Origin of the sequence: Gordonia sp. LUNF6 (assembly GCF_047041125.1) — a bacterium.
GTDB lineage: Bacteria > Actinomycetota > Actinomycetes > Mycobacteriales > Mycobacteriaceae > Gordonia > Gordonia sihwensis.
Genome location: NZ_CP178181.1, coordinates 3334778 through 3355440 on the forward strand (window position 1 = coordinate 3334778; position 20663 = coordinate 3355440).

General features: G+C 68.8%; 24 protein-coding genes. 7 read left to right on the forward strand and 17 right to left on the reverse strand.

Translation table 11 applies throughout. The annotated features are described in order from the left end of the window. Window positions 1-10: 10 nt before the first annotated feature. Both ACK8HH_RS15610 and ACK8HH_RS15615 read right to left on the reverse strand, forming a co-directional pair. Window positions 11-364 carry a hypothetical protein gene (locus tag ACK8HH_RS15610; RefSeq protein WP_231650100.1) on the reverse strand — a complete coding sequence of 118 codons (354 nt, stop codon included), beginning with the start codon at window positions 362-364 and terminating at the stop codon, window positions 11-13. Between the two features lie 60 nt (window positions 365-424). Further along, the gene (locus ACK8HH_RS15615) at window positions 425-1960 is read right to left on the reverse strand and encodes an AMP-binding protein (protein WP_006896199.1); all 1536 of its coding nucleotides are present in this window, start codon (window positions 1958-1960) and stop codon (window positions 425-427) included. A 47-nt stretch (window positions 1961-2007) separates the two neighbouring features. Here ACK8HH_RS15615 and ACK8HH_RS15620 point away from each other — a divergent pair, with 47 nt between their 5' ends. Further along, window positions 2008-2880, forward strand: coding sequence for a LuxR C-terminal-related transcriptional regulator (locus ACK8HH_RS15620; RefSeq protein ID WP_222111783.1), 873 nt, complete (start codon window positions 2008-2010; stop codon window positions 2878-2880). Between the two features lie 180 nt (window positions 2881-3060). Continuing rightward, window positions 3061-3462 (forward strand): hypothetical protein, encoded by a 402-nt coding sequence (locus ACK8HH_RS15625; RefSeq protein WP_006896197.1) that lies wholly within the window; start codon window positions 3061-3063, stop codon window positions 3460-3462. A 57-nt stretch (window positions 3463-3519) separates the two neighbouring features. Here ACK8HH_RS15625 and lysS read toward each other — a convergent pair whose 3' ends face one another. The 3 genes from lysS to ACK8HH_RS15640 all read right to left on the reverse strand — a co-directional run bounded on the left by lysS (window position 3520) and on the right by ACK8HH_RS15640 (window position 6157). Next, complete coding sequence (gene lysS / locus ACK8HH_RS15630) at window positions 3520-5052, reverse strand: lysine--tRNA ligase (protein WP_006896196.1); 1533 nt, start codon at window positions 5050-5052, stop codon at window positions 3520-3522. A 46-nt stretch (window positions 5053-5098) separates the two neighbouring features. Further along, window positions 5099-5515 (reverse strand): rhodanese-like domain-containing protein, encoded by a 417-nt coding sequence (locus ACK8HH_RS15635; protein WP_412475320.1) that lies wholly within the window; start codon window positions 5513-5515, stop codon window positions 5099-5101. 225 nt (window positions 5516-5740) lie between these two features. Beyond that, a complete protein-coding gene (locus ACK8HH_RS15640) occupies window positions 5741-6157 on the reverse strand; it encodes a hypothetical protein (protein WP_412475321.1) in 417 nt (138 codons plus the stop codon). 605 nt (window positions 6158-6762) lie between these two features. Between ACK8HH_RS15640 and ACK8HH_RS15645 the strand changes: the two genes are divergently transcribed. Beyond that, window positions 6763-8433, forward strand: coding sequence for a TIGR03767 family metallophosphoesterase (locus ACK8HH_RS15645; protein ID WP_412475322.1), 1671 nt, complete (start codon window positions 6763-6765; stop codon window positions 8431-8433). A 31-nt stretch (window positions 8434-8464) separates the two neighbouring features. Here ACK8HH_RS15645 and ACK8HH_RS15650 read toward each other — a convergent pair whose 3' ends face one another. Then, on the reverse strand, window positions 8465-8962 hold the full coding sequence (locus ACK8HH_RS15650; protein WP_006896191.1) for a MarR family transcriptional regulator: 498 nt from the start codon (window positions 8960-8962) through the stop codon (window positions 8465-8467). 56 nt (window positions 8963-9018) lie between these two features. On the opposite strand from ACK8HH_RS15650, the gene ACK8HH_RS15655 reads away from it, so the two are divergent. From ACK8HH_RS15655 to ACK8HH_RS15670, 4 genes are all read left to right on the forward strand, one after another. Further along, entirely contained in the window at window positions 9019-10788 is a 1770-nt protein-coding gene (locus tag ACK8HH_RS15655; protein ID WP_412475323.1) for a chloride channel protein, read from the forward strand. Continuing rightward, the gene (locus ACK8HH_RS15660) at window positions 10785-11783 is read left to right on the forward strand and encodes a cytochrome c oxidase assembly protein (protein WP_375003569.1); all 999 of its coding nucleotides are present in this window, start codon (window positions 10785-10787) and stop codon (window positions 11781-11783) included. The genes ACK8HH_RS15655 and ACK8HH_RS15660 overlap by 4 nt, the downstream gene beginning before the upstream one ends. Next, window positions 11758-12213: a hypothetical protein gene (locus tag ACK8HH_RS15665; RefSeq protein WP_375003567.1), complete on the forward strand. Its 456-nt coding sequence runs from the start codon at window positions 11758-11760 to the stop codon at window positions 12211-12213. Before ACK8HH_RS15660 ends, ACK8HH_RS15665 begins: the two co-directional genes overlap by 26 nt. 112 nt (window positions 12214-12325) lie before the next feature. Then, window positions 12326-12913, forward strand: coding sequence for a TetR/AcrR family transcriptional regulator (locus ACK8HH_RS15670; protein ID WP_006896183.1), 588 nt, complete (start codon window positions 12326-12328; stop codon window positions 12911-12913). Window positions 12914-12939: 26 nt separating this feature from the next. Here the strand turns inward: ACK8HH_RS15670 and ACK8HH_RS15675 are convergent, their stop codons facing one another. From ACK8HH_RS15675 to folE, 11 genes are all read right to left on the reverse strand, one after another. Beyond that, window positions 12940-13413: a MaoC/PaaZ C-terminal domain-containing protein gene (locus tag ACK8HH_RS15675; protein WP_006896182.1), complete on the reverse strand. Its 474-nt coding sequence runs from the start codon at window positions 13411-13413 to the stop codon at window positions 12940-12942. Further along, a complete protein-coding gene (locus ACK8HH_RS15680) occupies window positions 13410-14216 on the reverse strand; it encodes a type III pantothenate kinase (protein WP_006896181.1) in 807 nt (268 codons plus the stop codon). The genes ACK8HH_RS15675 and ACK8HH_RS15680 overlap by 4 nt, the downstream gene beginning before the upstream one ends. 14 nt (window positions 14217-14230) lie before the next feature. Further along, entirely contained in the window at window positions 14231-14656 is a 426-nt protein-coding gene (gene panD, locus ACK8HH_RS15685; protein WP_006896180.1) for an aspartate 1-decarboxylase, read from the reverse strand. 8 nt (window positions 14657-14664) lie between these two features. Beyond that, complete coding sequence (panC, locus tag ACK8HH_RS15690) at window positions 14665-15558, reverse strand: pantoate--beta-alanine ligase (protein ID WP_045537706.1); 894 nt, start codon at window positions 15556-15558, stop codon at window positions 14665-14667. Then, window positions 15555-16460: a DUF2520 domain-containing protein gene (locus ACK8HH_RS15695; RefSeq protein WP_062366059.1), complete on the reverse strand. Its 906-nt coding sequence runs from the start codon at window positions 16458-16460 to the stop codon at window positions 15555-15557. The genes panC and ACK8HH_RS15695 overlap by 4 nt, the downstream gene beginning before the upstream one ends. Before the next feature lie 154 nt (window positions 16461-16614). Then, window positions 16615-17550 carry a DUF6779 domain-containing protein gene (locus tag ACK8HH_RS15700; protein ID WP_006896177.1) on the reverse strand — a complete coding sequence of 312 codons (936 nt, stop codon included), beginning with the start codon at window positions 17548-17550 and terminating at the stop codon, window positions 16615-16617. A 62-nt stretch (window positions 17551-17612) separates the two neighbouring features. After that, window positions 17613-18173, reverse strand: coding sequence for a DUF3180 domain-containing protein (locus ACK8HH_RS15705; protein ID WP_006896176.1), 561 nt, complete (start codon window positions 18171-18173; stop codon window positions 17613-17615). Next, a complete protein-coding gene (gene folK / locus ACK8HH_RS15710; protein WP_412475324.1) occupies window positions 18170-18679 on the reverse strand; it encodes a 2-amino-4-hydroxy-6-hydroxymethyldihydropteridine diphosphokinase in 510 nt (169 codons plus the stop codon). The genes ACK8HH_RS15705 and folK overlap by 4 nt, the downstream gene beginning before the upstream one ends. Further along, window positions 18676-19074, reverse strand: a complete 399-nt coding sequence (folB, locus tag ACK8HH_RS15715) for a dihydroneopterin aldolase (protein ID WP_006896174.1) — start codon at window positions 19072-19074, stop codon at window positions 18676-18678. Before folB ends, folK begins: the two co-directional genes overlap by 4 nt. Then, on the reverse strand, window positions 19067-19912 hold the full coding sequence (folP, locus tag ACK8HH_RS15720) for a dihydropteroate synthase (RefSeq protein ID WP_045539927.1): 846 nt from the start codon (window positions 19910-19912) through the stop codon (window positions 19067-19069). The genes folB and folP overlap by 8 nt, the downstream gene beginning before the upstream one ends. Before the next feature lie 53 nt (window positions 19913-19965). Beyond that, the gene (folE, locus tag ACK8HH_RS15725) at window positions 19966-20616 is read right to left on the reverse strand and encodes a GTP cyclohydrolase I FolE (protein ID WP_231650312.1); all 651 of its coding nucleotides are present in this window, start codon (window positions 20614-20616) and stop codon (window positions 19966-19968) included. Window positions 20617-20663 lie beyond the last annotated feature (47 nt).

Sequence of the window (20663 nt, forward strand, 5' to 3'; positions counted from 1 at the left end):
GCGCGGCCGGTCAGCCGCGCTGCGAGCGCGAGAACTCCGTCTCGCACATCGAGACGCCGAAGTCGTGCATCCCGAGGACGGCGACGCCCATCGCGATCAGTGTCACCACACCGACGATCACCCACGTCCGCGTGCGCTGCGACAGCGAGACCGCAGCCAGGGACCCCACCACGACGACGGCGAGATAGGCCGTCCACGCGATCCACGCCCCGCGCGCCGCGGCATCGGTATGCGAATCCTGCAGAGCCGGCAGACAGCGATCGACCCCGTCGTCCATCAGGATCAGGCCGCCCACCGACGCGATGGCTCCGACCACTGATCCGAACAACGCGGCGATACCGGTCCGAATCCAGACATTCTGCACATGACAACTGTGCCACATCCAAAACCGGTCAACCGGTACGTTTCCATCTTCGGCGAGTGATCACCCCTCACGGCGCAGGACGAAGCGCTGGATCTTTCCGCTCGGCGTCTTGGGGAGCGCGTCGACGAAGTGCACCGTCCGCGGATACGCATGCTTGGAGTACTCGTCGCGGACCAGGTTCTTGAGCTCGGTCGCGAGAGCGTCGCCCGCGGCGTAGCCCTCCGAGAGCACGACGAAGGCCTCGACCACTTCACCGCGGATCCCCTCCGGATCCGGCCGGCCCACCACCGCGACCTCGTTCACCGCGGGATGGCCCGCGAGGACGCTCTCGACGTCGAAGGGGCCGATCCGGTAGCCGGCGGCCAGGATCACGTCGTCGTCGCGCGACGTGAAAGAGAAGTAGCCCTCGTCGTCGACCTTGCCGGTGTCGGCGGTCAGGTACCACTTGCCGTCGGCGGTGAATCGTTCGGCGGTCTTCTCGGGAGCCGCGTCGTAGCCGGAGAACCACAGCAGCGGGCTGGCCTGCACGTCGAGCGCGATCTGCCCTTCGGCGATGCCGCCGGTGAAGCCCGGCATCGCCTGCCCCATCGAGCCCGGCTTGAGCGGCTCGGCCAGTTCCGGATGCCAGTGGTTGCCGATCACCATGCCGAGCTCGGTCTGCCCGTAGTGGTCGCGCACCTCGCAGCCGAGGTTCTCGACTCCCCACGACACGATGTCGGGCGTCAGCGGCTCCCCCGCCGACGACGCCCGTCGCAGGACGATCCCGTCGAGGTCGGCACTCGCACGCATCGCGCGATAGATGGTCGGCGCCGCCGCGAAGTTGGTGACGCCGAACTCGCGGATGACGGCGACGGTCGACTCAGGGGTGAAGCCCTGGTTCAGCAGCAGGCTCGTCCGGCCCGCCACCATGGGCGCCAGCAGCGCGTAGTAGAGGCCGTACGCCCACCCCGGATCGGCGGCGTTCCAGAACACATCGTCGGCGTTCACGTCGAGCGAGTAGTGCAGATACGTCTGGAACGCCGCGAGGCTGAAGAGCGGAACCGGGACACCCTTGGGCTTGCCCGTGGTGCCGGAGGTGTACAACTGCGCCAGCGTGGCGTCGCCGCCGATGGCGACCGACTCGGCCAACGGCTCGGCCGAGACCGATTCGGCGACCAGCTCGTCGACGTCGAGGACCGTCACCGCATCGATCGGATCCACCTTGTCGCGCTGCGAGGCGTCCGTGATCACGAACTGGGCGCCCGAGCCCTCGGTCCGCAGTTCGATGGCCCCGGTCGCGAAGGCGGTGAACAGCGGCACGTGCACTGCGCCGAGCCGCCACAGCCCGAGCAGCGTCACCACCAGCGCACGACGTTTGCCGAGTAGCACCGGCACCCGATCTCCGCGCCGCACGCCCCGCCCGGCCAGCACGGTCGCCATCGCGCGAGACTCGTGGGCGAGCTGGGCCCAGGTCATCGACTCGAAGGTCAGGTCCGGCTCGACGAGCGTGAACGCGACACCCTCCGGATCGTGCCTGTCGCAGAGCAAGTGGGCCGCACTCGCGTCCGGCGCCCGGTACTCCTCGAGCCAGGCCCGGGTCTGCTGCTCTGCATTCATACGACTCTCCACTCGTGTCGACGGCATGATTTGGGACAATCATTCTTGTGACCCGTGACACCGACAACCCTCCGAAGAGGGGTGCGCCCCACGACGAGCTGGCTCGGCAGCTCCGGCGCCCGCTCGAGCGGCTCCGCCGGCACACCGGCGCCAGTCTCGCCTTCGCCGGCCGCGTGGTGCCCGATGCCGCCTCGGGCGACGGGCACGCCGTCGAGCTCAGCTACTTCGACGGCGACGTGGTCGGTCCGCTCCGGGGAGTCCAGCTCGACTACGGTCACGGTCTCGGCGGACGGGTCCTGACGAGGCGCCGGGCCACCGCGGTGCACGACTACGTCCAGTCGCCGCTGATCACGCACACCTATGACGCGATCATCCGCGCCGAACAGCTGTATTCGATGGTCGCCGCACCGATCATCGTGGGCCGCAAGCACATCGGAGTCCTGTATGCGGCGCGTCGGAGCCGGCACGATCAGCTCGACGCCACACTCGACGTCGTCACCGACGAGGCCCGCGCCGTCGAGCAACAACTCACCGTGGCCGAGGTGCTCGGGGCGATCCGCACGGACGACGAGGAGCGTGAGCTGACCGCGTGGCGGAGCCGCGTGCAGGCCTCGTACACCGAACTGCGGACCCTCGCGGCCGACATCGACGACGCCTCGGTGCGCGCGCGGATGCTGGAGATCGCCGCGCAGTTGGCGGGCGAGGCGCCCGCAGAGGAACTGCCCGTCCGTCTCACCGCCCGCGAACAGGACGTGCTCAGTCTCCTCGGCGCGGGGCTCACCAATCCGGCGATCGCCGCGCGGCTCGGCATCGGACTGCACACAGTCAAGGGTCACGTTAAGTCGCTGCTGGTGAAGCTCGACGCGAACTCCCGCTTCGAAGCGGTCGTCAACGCCCGTCGAATCCGTCTCCTCCCCTGACTGCGCCGTGTGAGTGAAATCGCAGTTCACCGCGACTGAAGCGTCATTCGTTCGACCGACCGACGGGCTAACGGTTCGCCGATCCCTCGTGACATTCCGGGTAGCGGTCGACATACACCGACACACGCAGGACGACACCGCGGCCCGGCCGCTGCCGCTGCACCTGCGAGAGGAGTGGTCATGATGCGAAATCCCATTCGCAGCACGACACGGATCGCCGCGGCGGTCGCCATCGCCGCATCCGTAGCGGTCGGAGCCGGAGCGGTCAGCGCCGGTGAGGCCGCGGCCGACGGCTTCCCGAACGGACCGTACTGCAACGGCCCGGCGAAGGTGCTCGCGGAATCGGCATGGTCGCAGGTCGCGATCTGCCCGGTTCAGGGCCCCACCGGCTGGGAGTACAGCGGGAAGGGCAAGGTCACCGGGAACACCATCGACCTGTGGGGAGCCACCCAGAACGGCTACGGCTTCCACGCCTACAACAACGGCTACACCTACCACGTGCACCGCGACCGGTTGCTGATCACCGGCCCGAACGGAGGTGTGGTCTCCAACGAACCGTGGATCAGCTACATGGAGCGCTGACCGCGTGCGTCGGTCGCCGGCCGGTCGGGACGCGATCCCGGCGGCCGGTGACTGCCGCTACTGAATCGGCTTGACGAGCGGGAACAGCACCGTCTCGCGGATTCCGAGGCCGGTCAGCGCCATCAGCAGCCGGTCGATGCCCATGCCGGTGCCCGCAGTGGGCGGCATGCCGTGCTCCATCGCGGCCAGGAACTCCTCGTCGAGGACCATGGCCTCATCGTCGCCGGCCGCGGCCAGCCGCGCCTGGTCGACGAAGCGTTCACGCTGAATCACCGGGTCGACGAGTTCGGAGTAGCCGGTCGCCAGCTCGAAGCCGCGCACGTACAGGTCCCACTTCTCGACCACGCCGGGGACCGTGCGGTGCGAGCGCACCAGCGGCGAGGTCTCCACCGGGAAGTCGCGGACGAAGACCGGCTCGTCGAGCTGAGAGCCCACCAGGTGCTCCCAGAGCTCCTCCACCAGCTTGCCGTGTCCGTAGCCCTTGTCCTTCGGCACCTCGAGCCCGACCCGGTCGGCGATAGCCAGCAGTTCCTCGACGGAGGTCTGGGCGGGGACGATCTCCTCGCCGAGGGCCTCCGACAGCGACGGGTACATCGACAGCGAGGTCCACTCGCCGGAGAGGTCGTACGTGCTGCCGTCGGGCATGGTCGGCGTCAGGGTGCCGAGCGCACCCATCGCCACCGACTGGACGAGTTCGCGGGTCATCACGGCGGCGTCGTCGTAGGTGCCGTAGGCCTGGTAGGTCTCCAGCATCGCGAACTCCGGCGAATGCGTGGAATCGGCGCCCTCGTTGCGGAAGTTGCGGTTCACCTCGAAGACGCGTTCGATGCCGCCGACCACGCAGCGCTTGAGGAACAGTTCCGGCGCGATACGCAGGTACAGGTCCATGTCGAAGGCGTTGGAGTGGGTCACGAAGGGGCGTGCCGCCGCTCCGCCGTGCAGCGTCTGCAGCATCGGCGTCTCGACCTCGAGGAAGCCGCGGTCGGTCAGGAACTTGCGGAGCTGCGCCATCACCTCGATCCGGGTGCGCGCGATGGCCCGCGCCTCGGGACGGACGATGAGGTCGACGTACCGCTGGCGGACGCGCGACTCCTCGTTCATCTCCTTGTGCGCCACCGGCAGCGGTCGGAGCGCCTTCGACGCCATCTCCCACGAGTCGGCCATGATCGACAGTTCGCCGGTGCGGGAACTGATCACCTCGCCGTGGACGAAGACGATGTCGCCGAGGTCGGTGTCGGCCTTCCACCGCGCGAGCGACTCCTCGCCGACGCCGTTGAAGCTCACCATCGCCTGCAACTGCGTGCCGTCGCCCTCCTGCAGGGTCGCGAAACAGAGCTTGCCCTTGTTGCGGAGGAAGATGATGCGGCCGGCGACGCCCACCTCGACCCCGGTCTCGGTGCCGGCTTCCAGATCCGGGTACTCCGCACGGATCTCGGCGAGGCTGTGCGTGCGCGCGACGGCGACCGGATACGCCTGCCGCCCCTCGTCGAGGATGCGCTCACGCTTCTCCTGACGGACCCGCACCTGCTCGGGGGTCTGGTCGGCGGCTGCGGTCTTGGTGGTCGGCGCGCTGGAAACCTGGTCACTCACGCACCCAAGGTTAAGCGGCCCACCAGGGGCAAGACCAATCAGCGGGTCATTGCGGCGTATCGAACAGTCCGAGCACGTCAGCGCCGACGGAACCGTTGATCCCGCGCTCGCGCAGCGCGGCGTGCCCGCCGACCACGAACCGTGCGCCGAGGACGCCGCGCGCCTGCAGATGCCATGCCAGCATCTCGGCGTCGTATCCGTCGTCGCTCACCAGCACCCACCGCGCGTCGACGGTGGCCGTGCGCAGGCGATCGGGCGAGTCCGGGGAGAGCAGGTCGAGGGCGTTGTCCACGTCGAGCGCCATCGCGCCCACGAGCGCGCCGGCGGCCGATCGTGCGACGGCGCTGCGAAGGTCGACGGCCACGGCGCCGTCGGCGAGCGTCGCGAGGTACTCCTCGGCCTGCAGGGACAGCGGAGCGTCGGTGTACGAGGTGGTGACGGGTGAAGAGAATGCGAGAGTCATGGAGAGGTGATCCTGTGATCGAACGAGCGGGGGTTGGCGAAATCGGCCGACCGCGTAAGCGCGGTGTCAGCCTCGACAACACTCCTGACAACTCTTGATCACGACGACGAGTTTGCCACAGCTTCGCGCCGTTGACCAGACTCCGCGCAGTCGTGAGTTGAATTCGCTGCCTGCGCTTATGCCGTATTGCGTTACCCGAATCGGGTAACGCAATACGGCACAGACTCACTCGAGCCGACAGTCGGCGGAACAGCGGACCACGGTTCCCGGCCAGCCGCGCGCGGCGAGAATCGCGCCGATGCCGGCCGCGGTGCGGCAGGGGCGGTCGACCGTCTGCCCCCATCCGAGCCGGATGGTCCGCTTGCGGCCATAGGCGATCGCGTCCAGGTCGCGCTCGAGGTCGCGGAACCCGCGTCGTCCGACGCCGGTCGGCGTCTGCCGCACCGACGCCGGCAGTCCGTGGGCCCGTTCCACATCGCGTAGATAGCAGTGTTCGAGCACCGAGCACGTGCCGTCGCGGACGTCGAAGAGCACACGCTCGAGGAGATCCCGCCGCTCGTCCGCTGCCTGCTCGCCAGCGCCGCGAGGAGTCGGTTCGCGCCCGGCCGGCCACATCGAGTACCGCGTGCTCGGGCCGCACACGCGGCGGGTGCGTGTGCATCAGCGCCCGCTCCGCCAGGTGACGGCTGTAGTGGACAACCACGCCCGGCCGGCTCGACAGCCGTCGTCGGGCATCCACGACGACATGGATCGGACCCGAGGCGGTCGACGACGAGGCGGCGAGAATCGCCGACTCGTGACTCAGTGCCGCGGGCATCGCCCACAGCACCGCGATCCATTGGCGTTGCCGCTCAGTCGGCGGTCCGGTGTGCGTCACGTAGACACCGGGGCATGCGGCGACCCAGTCCCGGCTCCGCAAGCGTTGCCTGACGAACGCGGACGTCAGTCCGCACTCGAGGACCTGTCGTCGCGCGACCACACCCTCCTGATTCGCCAGCAGATGTGTGAGCGCCACCCGTGGTCGATCCCCCGATTCCCCCATCCGTCGAGTGTGAGCCGGGCCCGGTCGCCACGGACGACGTTCGGGTCGCCTGTGGACAACGGGCGACCCGAAAGTCTTGTGCCGTACGCCGTTACCCGATTCGGGTCAGGAAGTACGGCGTAAGGCGAACGCCCGGTTAACTACTTCTGACACGAATTCGTCGCAGACGCATAATCCGAGTGTGCTCCGCATTACAGTGTCTGCCATGCCGTCGAACCGCTTGTCCCGCCGCCAGTTCCTGCGTGCGAGCGCAGCGACCGCCGGAGCCGTCGCCGCGGGCAGTGTCCTGGCCGGACACGTCCACGCCGACCCCGCCTCCGTCGCGAACACCGCGGGTACCACCCTCGCGCAGGTCGCGGCTCCGGGGCGGGCTCGCAAGGGCGGCTACCGGCAGCTGGTCGCGGGCAGAGGCTGGCCGCTGTTCATCCGGCAGGAGCTGGCGGCTGCCAAGCCCGGACGCGAGACGGCCCGGAGCGCCCTCGCCTCGTTCGTCCAGCTCACCGACATCCACATCGCCGACGTGCAGAGCCCCGCGCGGTTCGAGTACGTCCATCCCGTGCAGGCCCCGGCCTTCCGCCCGCACGAGGCGCTCGGCACACAGGGCGCCGTCGCGCTGGTGAAGCGCATCAACGCTCTGGCGCGCGGGCCGTTCACCGGAAGGTCGTTCGACTGCGTCGTCTCCACCGGCGACAACACCGACAACCACGAGATCGTGGAGCTCGGTTGGTTCCAGCACATCCTGTCGGGCGGTTCCATCACCCCGAACACGGGGGCGAAGAACCGATTCGAAGGACTGCAGGCGCTGGGGTCGTCGCTCTACTACCGTCCCGAACTCGACTCGTGGGACATCTACAAGGACCGCGGCTTCATCCAGATCCCCGGCCTGCTTCACGCCGCGATCAAGACGCACTCCAGCCCAGGCCTCGACATGCCGTGGTACGCGGTGTTCGGCAACCACGACGATCAGCTGCTCGGCACCGTGCCGAACAACATCGTCGACTGGCTGTACCACTCGAACGTCAAGTACGACCTCCCCGACACCGATCCCACGGCGGCCGCCATCGGCAGGGCGCTGAGCACCGACCCGGCGGCGCTCGGTCCGCTGCTCGCGAAACTGCGCACCACCGGCCCCGTGATCCCGGTGACGGCCGACGCCGGCCGACGGCCGTTCTCGCCGCGGGAATTCATCCGCAGGCACTTCGACCCCGCGATCAAGGGCGCGGGTCCGCTCGGGCACGGTTTCGCCGATCCCGACGGGCCGTCCTGGTACCGATTCGACATCTCCGAGAACGTCCTCGGACTCGCACTCAACACGACGAACAGTCTCGGCATCGCCGACGGGTCGATCAGCCAGAAGCAGCTCGACTGGATGAACCGCACCATCGCCGCCAACCGCGACAAGCTCGTGATGGTGTTCAGCCATCACACATCCAAGACGATGACCGCGAAGCTGCCCAACCCGGAGACTCCCGGCGAGCAGCAGTACGGCGGCGACCACCTCGTCGCGCAGCTCCACCGGCACACCAACGTGATCGCGTGGGTGAACGGCCATACGCACCGGAACGAGATGATCGCCCACCGCGGCGCCACGCCGAAGAACAGCTTCTGGGAGATCAACACCGCCAGCCACATCGACTACCCGCAGCTGGCCCGGATCATCGAGGTCGCCGACAATCGCGACGGCACACTCAGCATCTTCACACCGCTGATCGAAGCCGACAGCCGCTACACCGCCGACCCGTCCGACCTGTCACCTGCGGGGCTGGCCAGCCTCTACCGCGAACTGTCGTACAACGACATCCACCGCGACGACGCGCTGCTCGGCGCCCCGAACGACCGCAACTGCGAGCTCTTGCTGCCGAACCCGCTGCACTGAGCCCGCGCCCCGAACACCTTCCCCGAGATCGCTAAGCCCAGAGGTCTTGAGCCCGCGACACCGCGGGCTCGCCGCCGACCTCGGAGAATGCCGTGAGTGCGCGGACCAGTTCATGCCGCTGCTCCGCGGTGAGGCGGCTGATGACCTGCTCGATCTCGGCACGTCGGCGATCAGTGACCTCCCGCACCGTCGCCGCCCCGTGAGAGGTCAGCGTGACGATGAGTTCGCGCCGGGTCTGTTCGCTCGGGGTCCGTTCGACCAGCCCGGCGTGAGAGAGCCGGTCGATCATCCGCGATGCGGTCGACGGCTGGACCGCAAGTCTGTGCGCCAGCGATGAGAGGTTCATCGGGCCACTGTTCGACAGCAGCACCAAGACGCGGAACTGGGCGATGGTGATCGAATCATCCACTTGAGCAATAGATTTCGCCGATAGCGAGACCAGAAGACGCGAGGCGGTCAATACGGCGTCGGCCACGTCGTCGACGCTGATCGAATGTCCGTCCGCGGGGCGTCCTGCTGCTGCCGTCACAAGAGAAAACTACCCTACCCATCGATTAGCCGATGCAACTGTTGCATACTGCAATCGTGCTTGCGTTCACTTCTGGAAGTCCGAACGGCGCGATCATGCCGCGCCGGACGCCGTTCCCGACATGGCTGCGCGAGTCGTCCACCGGCATCGTCCCGGTGGCGGTCTCGGTGGGAGTGGCCGTCGGTGTGGCCGCCGTCGGATTCCGGTGGCTCATCGTCGGCGCCACGATGTTGTTCACCGGTTACACCGACTTCTCGGCGCAGGGCCGGGTCGGGCACAACGGTGTACCGGCGTTGGGCTTCTGGTTCGTCGTGTTGACTCCGGTGATCGCCGGGCTCGTCTACGGGCCGTTGGTGTCGTGGCTGGCGCCGGAGGCGCGCGGCCACGGGGTGCCGGAAGTGATGTTCGCGGTAGCCGAGCGCGGCGGCCACATACCGGCACGGATCCCGATGGTGAAGTCACTGGCGTCGGCCCTGTGCATCGGCGGCGGAGGGTCGGTGGGCCGTGAGGGACCGATCGTCCAGATCGGCGCCGCACTGGGCTCGACGGCGGCGCAACTGCTGAAACTGAACACTCCTCGCATGCGGTTGCTGGTCGCATGCGGCGCATCGGCGGGGATCTCGGCGACGTTCAACGCCCCGCTGGCCGGGCCGTTCTTCGCGATGGAACTGATCCTCCGCGACTTCGCCGCAGAATCATTCGCCGCGGTGGTCCTGGCCAGTGTGACCGCGAGTGTCGTCGGCCGGTCGCTTCTGGGCGACAGTCCGTTTCTGACACTGCCTTCGTTCACTCCGCACGGCGGCGTGGAATATCTTCTGTTCATCGTTGCGGGCGCGGTTCTCGGGCTCGTCGGTGTCGCCTTCTCGAAAGTCCTCTACCTCATCGAAGACGTCTGCGACTGGGCGTGGAGAGGCCCCCAATGGCTCCGCCCCGCCGTCGGCGGGCTCCTGCTCGGCGGCGTGCTGTGGGTGCTTCCGCAGCTCTACGGCGTCGGATACCCCGTGCTGGAGAACGCCATCGCCGGCCGATACACGGTGGCATTGCTGATTGCGCTGATGGTGGGGAAGATGCTGGCGACCAGCCTGACCATCGGTATCGGCGGGTCCGGTGGAGTGTTCGCCCCCACCCTGTTCATCGGGGCCGTCGGCGGCACCGGCGTGGGCGCGGCCGTTCACGGACTGCTGCCATCGATGACCGGCTCGCCGGGGGCCTACGGCTTGATAGGCATGGCCGGCGCATTGGCCGGAGCCACCCGGGCTCCGATCACGGCGGTCGTCATCATCTTCGAGCTCACCGGCGAGTACTCGATCATCCTCCCGCTCATGGCCGCCGTCGCCGTGTCCACAGGTGTCGGCAAGCTCCTCTCGAAAGACACGATCTACACGCGCAAACTGACCCGTCGCGGGGTCGACATCGTCTCAGGGCAGCGTCACCGCCCTCCGACCGTCCGGGTCGCGGACGTCGTGAGCTCGCCACCGACGACGCTGCATGAGACGGCCACGTTGGCAACGGCAGCCGAGGCCCTCCAACGGACAGAGGTCGGCGCGGTACCGGTCGTGGACGACTCCGGGGTCTACCGCGGCATCCTCAGCGCGCAGGCCATAGCGGACGCACTCACTCGCGGATACGGTCCGACCACCGTCCGCGAGATGGTGACGACGTGCCCGACCGTGACGGCCGACGCGCCCCTCGGCCAGGCCATGCCCGTACTGGACGCCGCCCCCGCCATCGGCGTACCGGTGATCTCGGCCGACGGAGCCCGGCTGGCCGGGTGGCTCACGCATAAGGACGTGCTCCATGCCTCATCACCCCCGGCGCAGACATGAGAACGGCGGCGCCTCCCCCGGCCTGGCCCCAGGTGCTGACGGTCTGGACCGCGACCCCCGTGGCCACAGCGCTGATCGCGGTGCTGACCGCGGCATATGTTCTGTGCGTCCTGGTCCGACTGCGCGACGGACGGCCATGGTCGCGATCCTGCCTGCTGTGGTGGTTCGCCGCGGTCGCCACAACGATCGTCGCGCTGAACAGCCCGCTGGCCACGTACTCGGGCAACCTGTTCTGGGCGCACATGATCGTGCATCTGCTGTTGATCACCGTCATTCCGGCGCTGCTGGTCGCCGCGGCACCGATCCGGCTGATCCGCTCGAGTTCGGCGAGAACACGGACGGCCGTCACGTCAGCGGTGTCCAGTACTCCGTTCCAGTTGCTCACTAGGCCGGCTGTGACCGTCCCGCTGTACGCGGCCGTGCTCGTGACCACCCACCTGACCGGATTTCAGCAGGCCATGGCCCAGCACATGTGGATCCATCACGCCGAGACAGTCCTCTACCTCGTCACCGGCTATCTGCTTCTGCTTCCTCTGCTCGGCAACGAGTACGTCGGCCGCCACTTGGTCTTCCCGCTGCGCGCCGCCACGATCATCGCGTGCATGGTCCCCGACGCGATCGTCGGAGTGACATTGATGATGTCGCCGCACATCATCGCCCCCGCGTACAGCCGATCGCGCCCCGACTGGGGACCCACCGCGCTGGCCGACCAGACCGCGGCCGGAGCGATCATGTGGGTCGCGGGAGACGGACTGATGATGATCCTCATCCTGGTCATCGCCCGCGAATGGGTGGCGACGAGGGAGTCGAGCTTCGGCGGCTGGCTTGACGGAGTCCGCGCCCGCGCGACCATCGGCGCGAACACCGCCGCGCTCGACGACGACGCCGCCGCTCTGGACGCCTACAACGCCAGGCTCGCCGCACTGCACCACATGCCACGGCCACACCACCAATCAGAGGAGTCCGTCCATGACGATCGACCACATCGCCGCTGACCGCCCGGCCTGCGGAACCCGGCTGCGGTACGCATGCCTCACGCTGTGCGCATTGCCGCTGCTCGCCGGCTGCTCCAGCGGCGGCACCGAGCAACACGACGCCGCCCCGCCGCCACCGCCCAACGAGGCCGCGATCCTGAACGACGCGTCGCCCCAATCCATCATCGACACCTACCGTCGCGGAGGTCTGCAGGTCTCGAACGACCACGACACGACCGCGACCGCCTGCGGCGAGGCCCATTGTCAGGCTGCCGCCGCAACGGACCAGGTCACGGTGATGCAGTTCAGCACCACGCGCGAGGCCACCACCTATCACCAGACCCACCCCGACACGTTCCTCGTGGAGAACATCGTCGTCACTCTGCCGTCCGCCACGCCGGCCGACGCCCGCGCTCAGTACGAGCACCTGACCACCATGGCCGTCGAGTAGGCCGATCAGCGCTGCCTCCCCCGCCCTCTGCTATACGTTCGTACCGTACGCATTGCAGATGTAACGACGGCGCGTCGGCATCGTAGAATCTGCGGCGGACGAGGAGGAGACGATGAGCGATCCCAGGGCGGGCGAAGCGGACCTGACTGCGAAGGCCAAGATCCGCAACGCGGCACTCGATCTGTACGCCGAGCACGGCGAGGAGCGGGTGTCGATGCGAGCCGTGGCCGCTGCCGCCGGAGTCACCGTCGGACTGGTCCAACACCATTTCAAGACCAAAGACGGTCTGCGGCGGGCCGTCGAAGAACTGATCGTCGAATACCACCGCGCGGCGATCGCAAGCGTGCCGAACGACGGCACGCCGGCGGAAGTGGCTGCGGCACGAGACGCCGCCGTACGCGCGATGCTCAACGACAATCCGGTCGTCGTCGGCTACATGCGCCGCGTTCTCCTCGACCCGAACAGCCCTACGACGCTGCTGCGCCAACTGACCGAACTCGCACGCGACGAGGTGAGTAAGATGCGCGACGCCGGACTGGCCTCGACGCGGCGCAGCGTCGCGGAACAGACCGTGGCCATGATGGTCCGCAACGTCGGACAACTGTTCCTGCAGCCGATGGTCGACGCGATGTGGGGCCAGCTGGTCGACGGTCCGGCCGACGACGCGAAGCCCGCGCTCACGGTCGACGCCCGAAACTGAGGCGCGTACGCCGGGCGGCGGAGGGTTCAGTCGGCGGGTGCCGGCGGACGCGCGTGCAGATAGGACGCCGAGTGCGTGCGCAGGACCGGCTTCCCCTCCACCGTCAGCTCGGTGTCGACCTCGACCAATGCCCGGTCGCGGTCGTCGAAGGTGACGCCGGTGACGGTGAGTGTCCCGGTCAGCACGTCGCCGGGACGCACGGGCCGGAGAAAGGCGACGTCGCGGATCTCCTTGCCCGCGATCACCGCCCAGTGGTCGTAGACGGCCAGGACACTCAGGCGCTGCATGATCGCGAAACTCTGCACACCGCTGGCGATCAGGCCGCCGTAGGGGCTCGAGGCGGCGATGTCCTCGTCCACATGAAATCCCTGGGGATCCCAGCGCTGCGCGAAGTCGACCAGGTCGTCGGCGGTGAGGGTGTACTCCCCGAGCCGATAGACCCGCCCGACCTCGATGTCGCGACCGTACGCGACGGTCCGGCTGCCGGTCTCAGCGGTCATGCCCGCCCCCTTCCGATGCGGCGGCTGCGCTCGTGGACGCGCCGCAGTCCGTCGAGCGCGAGGTACGGGTGATGTTCGGCGATGGTGCGACACTCGCCCACCATCAGCGGCGCCATGAATCCGGTCGCCACAACGGTCACGTCGGGGCCGTCGAAACCCGGCACGTCGCGCCGGATGCGTTCCACCAGACCGTCGACCTGACCCGCGAAGCCGTAGATGATGCCCGACTGCAACGCCTCGACGGTGTTCTTCCCGATGACGCTGCGCGGCGGCATCAGCTCTACTTTGCGGACGGTGACGGTGTGCTCGCTGAGCGCTTCGACGGAGAGGTCGACGCCCGGGGCGATGACCCCGCCGAGGAACTCGCCCTTGGCCGAGACCGCGTCCACCACGGTCGCGGTGCCGAAGGCGACCACGATGCACGGTCCGCCCGGATAGTTCTCGTGCGCGGCCAGACTGTGGGCCACGCGGTCGGTCCCGACCTCCTTCGGGTTGTCGACCAGCAGCGGCACACCGGTGCGGACCCCCGGTTCGAGCAGCACATGCGGACCGCGCCCGAAGTATCGCGGCAGCATCTCCCGCATCTCACGCAGCAGCGACGGCACGGTCGACAGACCGGCCACGCCCGTCACCTGCTCGATGTCGGGCCCGAGGAGCCCGCGCAGCTGCAAGGCGAACTCGTCGGCAGTCATGTGCGGCTGCGTGTGGATCCGCCAGTCGCGGATCAGTTCCGCGTGGTCGCCGGAACCCGCGAACACCCCGAGATGGATGTTCGTGTTCCCGACGGTGACGGTGAGGAGCACGGGGTCCGCCGGCCTCAGACCGCGGCAGTCGCGAGCCGGCGCGGGTCCTTCAGCCCGGAGCCCTCCGGAACGTCGGCGGGATCGTCGCCCAAGGTGACCGGGCGGTTGTCGGCGTCAACGAAGACCACGTGCGGCGCGTACTCGGCGAGCTCGGCTTCGTTCATGATGCCGTAGGCGATGATGATCACCAGGTCACCGGGATGGACCAGGTGCGCTGCGGCACCATTGATCCCGATGACGCCGCTGCCGCGCTCGCCGGCGATCACATAGGTCTCGAGCCGGTTGCCGTTGTCGATGTCGACGATGCACACCTGCTCGCCCTCCATCAGGTCCGCAGCGTCGAGCAGATCGGCGTCGATGGTCACCGAGCCGACGTAGTGCAGGTCGGCCTGGGTGACGGTCGCGCGATGGATCTTCGACTTCATCATGGTGCGGAACATAGCTGTCCTTACCCTTCTTCTCGCTGCGTGAAGCCGGTGCCGATGGCGACGCCGACGTTGTCGATGAGTCGTGCCGGTCCGACGCGGGCGGCGACCAGAAGTCGGCCGTCACCCTCCTCCGGCGGTTCTTCCAGACCCCGCCCACGCAGTTCGAGGTAGTCGACCTCGATCTGCGGGGCGGTGGCCAAGACTGCGTGTGCCGCGGCGAGGATCGCTTCGCGGCCGCCCTCGGCCGCGTGCGTTCCCGCCAGCAGTGCCGCCGACAGCACGGTCGCGAGTTCGCGCTCCTCTGCCGACAGGTAGCGATTGCGCGACGAGAGAGCGAGGCCGTCGGCCTCGCGCACGGTGGGCACCCCGATGATCTCCACGTCCATGTTCAGGTCGTTGACCATCTGGTTGATCAGCACCAACTGCTGGTAGTCCTTCTCTCCGAAGTACGCGGCGTGCGGTGCGACGATGTTGAGCAGTTTGTTGACGACGGTGAGCATGCCGGCGAAATGCGTGGGTCGCGATGCACCCTCGAGGATCGCCCCCGTCTCGCCGGGCTGCACCGTGGTGCGCGGGCCGGTCGGGTACATCGACGACGCCGTGGGCGCGAAGACGAGTTCCACTCCGAGCGGTTCCAGCAGGGCGCAGTCGGCGTCGAAGGTGCGCGGATACGCGTCGAGGTCCTCGCCGGCACCGAACTGCAGCGGATTGACGAAGATCGAGACGACGACGACGTCGCACCGCAGCTTCGCGGTCTTCACCAGCTGGAGGTGCCCCTCGTGCAGCGCCCCCATCGTCGGCACCAGCGCGACACGCTTGCCCGCGGCGCGCAGCGCCTTCGTGACGCGGTGCAACTCGGCCGGGTCGCGATGCACCGTCGTCCGGCCGGGAGCGTAGAGATCGGATGCGGTCACGCGTATTCCTCCAGGAGCTCGTGCAGTTCGCGGCTCGCGCCGCTCTGAGCGGCGGCCCGCGCCGAGAGCGCACGGTAGCCGTCCACCAGATGACGGTCGGGCAGTGCCGCCAACGCGGCGAGATGGCGACGGACCGCCTCGGTGTCGTCACGCGCCACGGGACCGGTGAGCGCGTCGCCGCCCATCTCGAGCACGTTCTCGAGCGAGGCGCGGACCAGCGGCCCGAGCACTCGCTGCGCGATCCCGGAGTCGGGCCCGTCGACGGTGGCGGTGGCGCTCCGCTCCCCCGCCGGCCCGGTGATGGCCGCGGTGAGTGCGGTCAACGCATCGGTGACCAACGCGATCAGATTGTTCGCTCCGTGCGCGAGAGCGGCGTGGTACAGGGTTCGGTCGGCCTCGGCGATGCGGACGGGAGTGCCACCCATCTCGAGCACCAGCGATGCGGCGATGGCGTCGCCGATCTCGTCGGCAGAGGTGATTCCGAAACACGCCGACGCCAGCCGGGCGGTGTCGTCGGACGTGCCGACGAAGGTCATGGCGGGGTGCAGCGCGACGGTGACCAGACCGAGGCGGGCGAGCGGTTCGAGGATCGCCACTCCGTGCGCCCCCGCGGTGTGCGCGACGATGGTGCCCGGCCGCGGACCGGCGGCGGCGACGGCGTCGACGACGCCGGGCAGTTCCGTGTCCGGAACCGCCAGAATCAGAAGCTGTGAACCGGCGACGACGCCGGGGAGATCGAGCACGCGGGCTCGCGGCAGGCGGAGCGCAGCGCGATCGCGCGACTGGGGAGACCGTGCGGTCAGCGAGGCGACATCGTGGCCCGCGGAGGCGAGGGCTTCGCCGAGTGCGGTGCCGACACGACCGGCCGAAATGATTCCGACGCGCAGGCGCGCCGGGGCCATCGGTGAACTCACCGCCGTTCCTCCATTCGTTCCAGTCCCGGCTCGTGATCTCGGAGCCTCGGGTACCAGACGTTCGCCACAACGATAGGCGCGCCACGACGGTCGAGGCTACGCGGTGTGACAACTTTCACCGGATCGGCGCCGGCTGTGAAGTTCAGTCGCGGCGGCGTCGGCCCCCGCGACCGCGGTTCTCCGCCGAACTCGCGCGGAGCTGGCTCAGCAGTTCACTGGCCGGACGTCCCGCCGAGTGCGCACCGTCGTCGCTCGACGGTGCCGCACGGCGGCCCTGCGGCTGCGGTTCCGGCTCGGGTGCGGCGGGCTGCTGCGGCGCCGTCGGCGGGACTGCCGGCGGCTCGTAGGCCTGGGCGCCGTAGGCGACCCGCTCGATGGGTCCGGTCTCGGTCTGCGGCTCGGGTGAGGCCGCGTCGGCCGGATCGTCGGTGACCACCGGGATGATCTCGGTGAGCTCGCCGGGATCGACCTCTTCGACGTCCTGCGGCTCCTCCGGCACATGCCTGCCCGGGTCCGACGGCGGCGCGGTGGTCGCGAAGTCGCGCTCAGCGGCCACGCGATCGTCGGCCGAAGCCGCCGCGTAGCCCGCTCCGGCGAGTCCCGATCCCAGTTCACGCGGGCGCTCCAGGCCGATCGCCGCACGCATGTCGGGCAGCGGGGTGCCGAGCAGTTGTTCGAGGCTCGCGCGCAGTGCGAGCACCTGCGCCTTGAGTTCTTCCAGTTCGACGTTCGACTCGGCCGCGATCTCCTGGCGGATCGCGGTCTCCACATCCGACTCGTACTGGCGGCGCGCCGCGATCTCGCGCTCCAGCTGAAGCTCGTAGACCAGGCGCAGGTCCCGGCTGCGCGACTCGGCGACGTCGGCCTGCCGCCGGTACTTCGTCACCAGCACGGCGCCGATCACCGCGGCCCACAGCGCCGCGATCACGGCCAACGTGGCGGGAACGGAGAAATTATCACCGATCACCATCAGCAGGCTGGCGACCAGCGCCAGCACGACGAACAAACCGATGAGCCATTGTCCGGCCGACGACGGTCGTCTCTTGGCGGCCTCTTCGGATCGTTCCTTAGTGGTCATGAAGGCAAACTTACCGCCCTTGACACGCCGACAGCCGTCACCGGGTGGCCCGTGTCGGAGAATCAGGCCGGTGCGGGCGGACTGTCGGGTGCGGTCTCGGCATTGTCGGCGGACGGGTCGTCCGGCGCTCGGCAGCAGTGTTCCAGCCACAGTGCCGCGGCTACCAGAACCACGCCCCCGACCAGCCCGACGATGGCTCCGACCCGATCGGCGCGCGCCGCTTCCAGGATCCCGTTCTGCAGGAGGAATACCAGGATTCCGGTCCAACCGCCGGTGGCGACGGCGCCGAGGATCGCCGACGCCTTCGCCAGCGCCACGAGACGCGCGGCGTTGATCGGATGCAACTGCCCCTTGGCCGGGCCGACCTCCTTCTCCGCCACCCGTTTGCGGACGACGAAACCGATCACACCTTCGAGCGCCGCGAGCACGTACAACGAGATGCCCGACGGCCACGGCAGGCTCGGGAAGGCCCCGTAGTTGTAGTGGATGAGGATCCAGAGGGCCACTCCGGCGACCACGGCGACCAGCACCAGATCGCGGATCCGAGTGAAGCCGAGCTTGTGACGCTCGCCGTCGTCGTCGCTGTGGGACGGATCGGGTCCGAGGGGGGTCGGCAGCGTCATCCGAGATCTCCCGCTCGCCGAACCCCCGCGACCTCGGCAGGATCGAGCGCGGAGACCAGATCGGCCACCGCCCGCACACTGTCGGAGGTCCACAGCCGCGCCTGCGGCTCCACCTCCAGCCACGGCACGAGCACGAACGCGCGGTCGGCCGCCCGCGGATGCGGCAGCGTCAACTCCGGGTCGTCGGAGACGACCGTTTCTCCGTCCACGTCCACCGAGACGACGTCCACGTCGAGCGTGCGCGGCCCCCAGCGCACCTCGCGCACCCGCTGCGCGGACTCTTCGAGCCGTCGGCACAGCTCCAGCCACTCCCGCGGGGTGCGGGCGCCCTCCGCCACCACGGTGATGTTCGCGAAATCGTCCTGCTCCACGCCGCCCCACGGCGGAGTCAGGTACACCCCCGACACGCCGCGCAGATCGGCACCGAGCACCTCGATCACACTCCGCAGGTGCGCGTGGCGATCACCGATGTTGGATCCGGCCGACAGAACCGCGCGCGAGGTCACGACGTCCCCTGTCTCGCGGCGGCCACCGATCGAGTCTTCACCGACCGGCGCGTCACGACGGCGACATCGTCGAAGGCCAGAGGAATCGGCGCGCACGGCTTGTGCACCGTCACCTCGCACGCCGATATGCGCCCATCCTTCATGACGGCGTCGGCGATCTCCGCGCCGACGGTCTCGATGAGATCCCGAGGCGGGCCGGCGACGATGTCGTGCGCCAACTGCGCCAGCGCACCGTAGTCGACGGTGTCGGCGAGGTCGTCGCTGGCCGCGGCCGCCTGCAGATCGAGCCAGAGCGTCACGTCGATGACGAACTCCTGACCGTCGCGGCGCTCATGGTCGAAGACCCCGTGGTTGCCGCGCACACGCAGTCCGCGCAATTCGATGCGATCAGCCATGGTCCCTGCCTCTCCGGCCGCCGCCCCGCCAGGCGAGGGCCACTTCGATGGCGTCGCGGCTGGAGGCGACGTCGTGCACCCGGACTCCCCACGCCCCGCCCGCGGCGGACAGCGCCGAGATCGCCGCGGTGGCCACCTCGCGGCCGCTCGGCGGACGGTCGACGCCGTCGCGCCGGAGAAGGGAACCGAGGAAACGTTTGCGGGAGGCGCCGATCAGGACGGGGAAGCCGAGTCCCACCAGCGTCGGCAGCGCGTGCAGCAGCGCCCAGTTGTGATCGGCGGTCTTGGCGAAACCGAGTCCGGGGTCGAGGACGATCTGATCGGGATCGACGCCCGCCGCGACCGCCGCGTCCACCTGGCCCAACAATTCGCCGGAGACCTCCGCGACCACATCGCGGTATCCGCCGGCCTCGTCCACCCGATGCGTGAAGTGGCGATCGTCGCCGGGTGCGTCGTCGGCCGGGCGCCAGTGCATGAGAATCCAGGGCACGCCCGCCTCGGCCAGCACCGCGCCCATGTCCGGGTCGGCGCGACCGCCGGAGACGTCATTGATGATCGCCGCACCGGCTTCGAGCGCATCGGCGGCGACTGCCGCGCGCATCGTGTCGACCGACACCCGCGCACCGGCCGCGACCAGCTCGCGGATCACGGGTACGACGCGGGCCGACTCGGTGGCCGGATCGACGCGAACCGCTCCCGGCCTGGTCGATTCGCCACCGACGTCGATGATGTCCGCGCCCGCCTCGAGCAGAGCCACACCGTGCGCCACGGCCCGGTCTCGCTGCAGATAGCGGCCGCCGTCGGAGAACGAATCGGCGGTCACGTTCAGCACCCCCATGATGAGGGTGCGATCGAGCTCGTCGGTCTCCGAACTCACCGGACGCTGCGGACTCACCGCGTTATGAGGTCGAGTGCTTCGCCGCGGGAGACCGCACTGGTCTTGAACAGGCCGCGCACGGCCGACGTGGTGGTCCGGGCGCCCGGCTTGCGGATGCCGCGCATCGCCATGCACAGATGCTCCGCTTCGATCACCACGATGACGCCGCGCGGGTTCAGCTTGCGGACCAGGGCGTCGGCGATCTGACTGGTGAGCCGTTCCTGCACCTGAGGGCGCTTGGCGTACAGGTCGACGACGCGTGCCAGCTTCGACAACCCCGTCACCTGACCGGTCTCGCCCGGGATGTAGCCGACGTGCGCCACACCGTGGAAGGAGACCAGGTGATGCTCGCACGTCGAGTACATCGGGATGTCCTTGACCAGAACCAGCTCCTCGTGGTCTTCGTCGAAGACCGTCGCGAGCACCTCGTCGGGATCGGTGTAGAGGCCCGCGAACATCTCGCGGTAGGCGTTCGCCACACGCGTCGGCGTCCGCTTGAGCCCCTCGCGGTCCGGGTCCTCGCCGACGGCGAGCAGCAGTTCCCGAACCGCGGCCTCGGCGCGGGCCTGATCGAAGACCCGCTCGCCGGCCGCCGCCGGTACGCCCAGCGCGTCGACGGCGTGCTCGTTCAGATCACCGTCGTGATCGATGCTGCTGGTGGTCATCTCCCCCTGCTCTCCGTTCACTGGACTCCGGCGTTCAACTCGCGTCT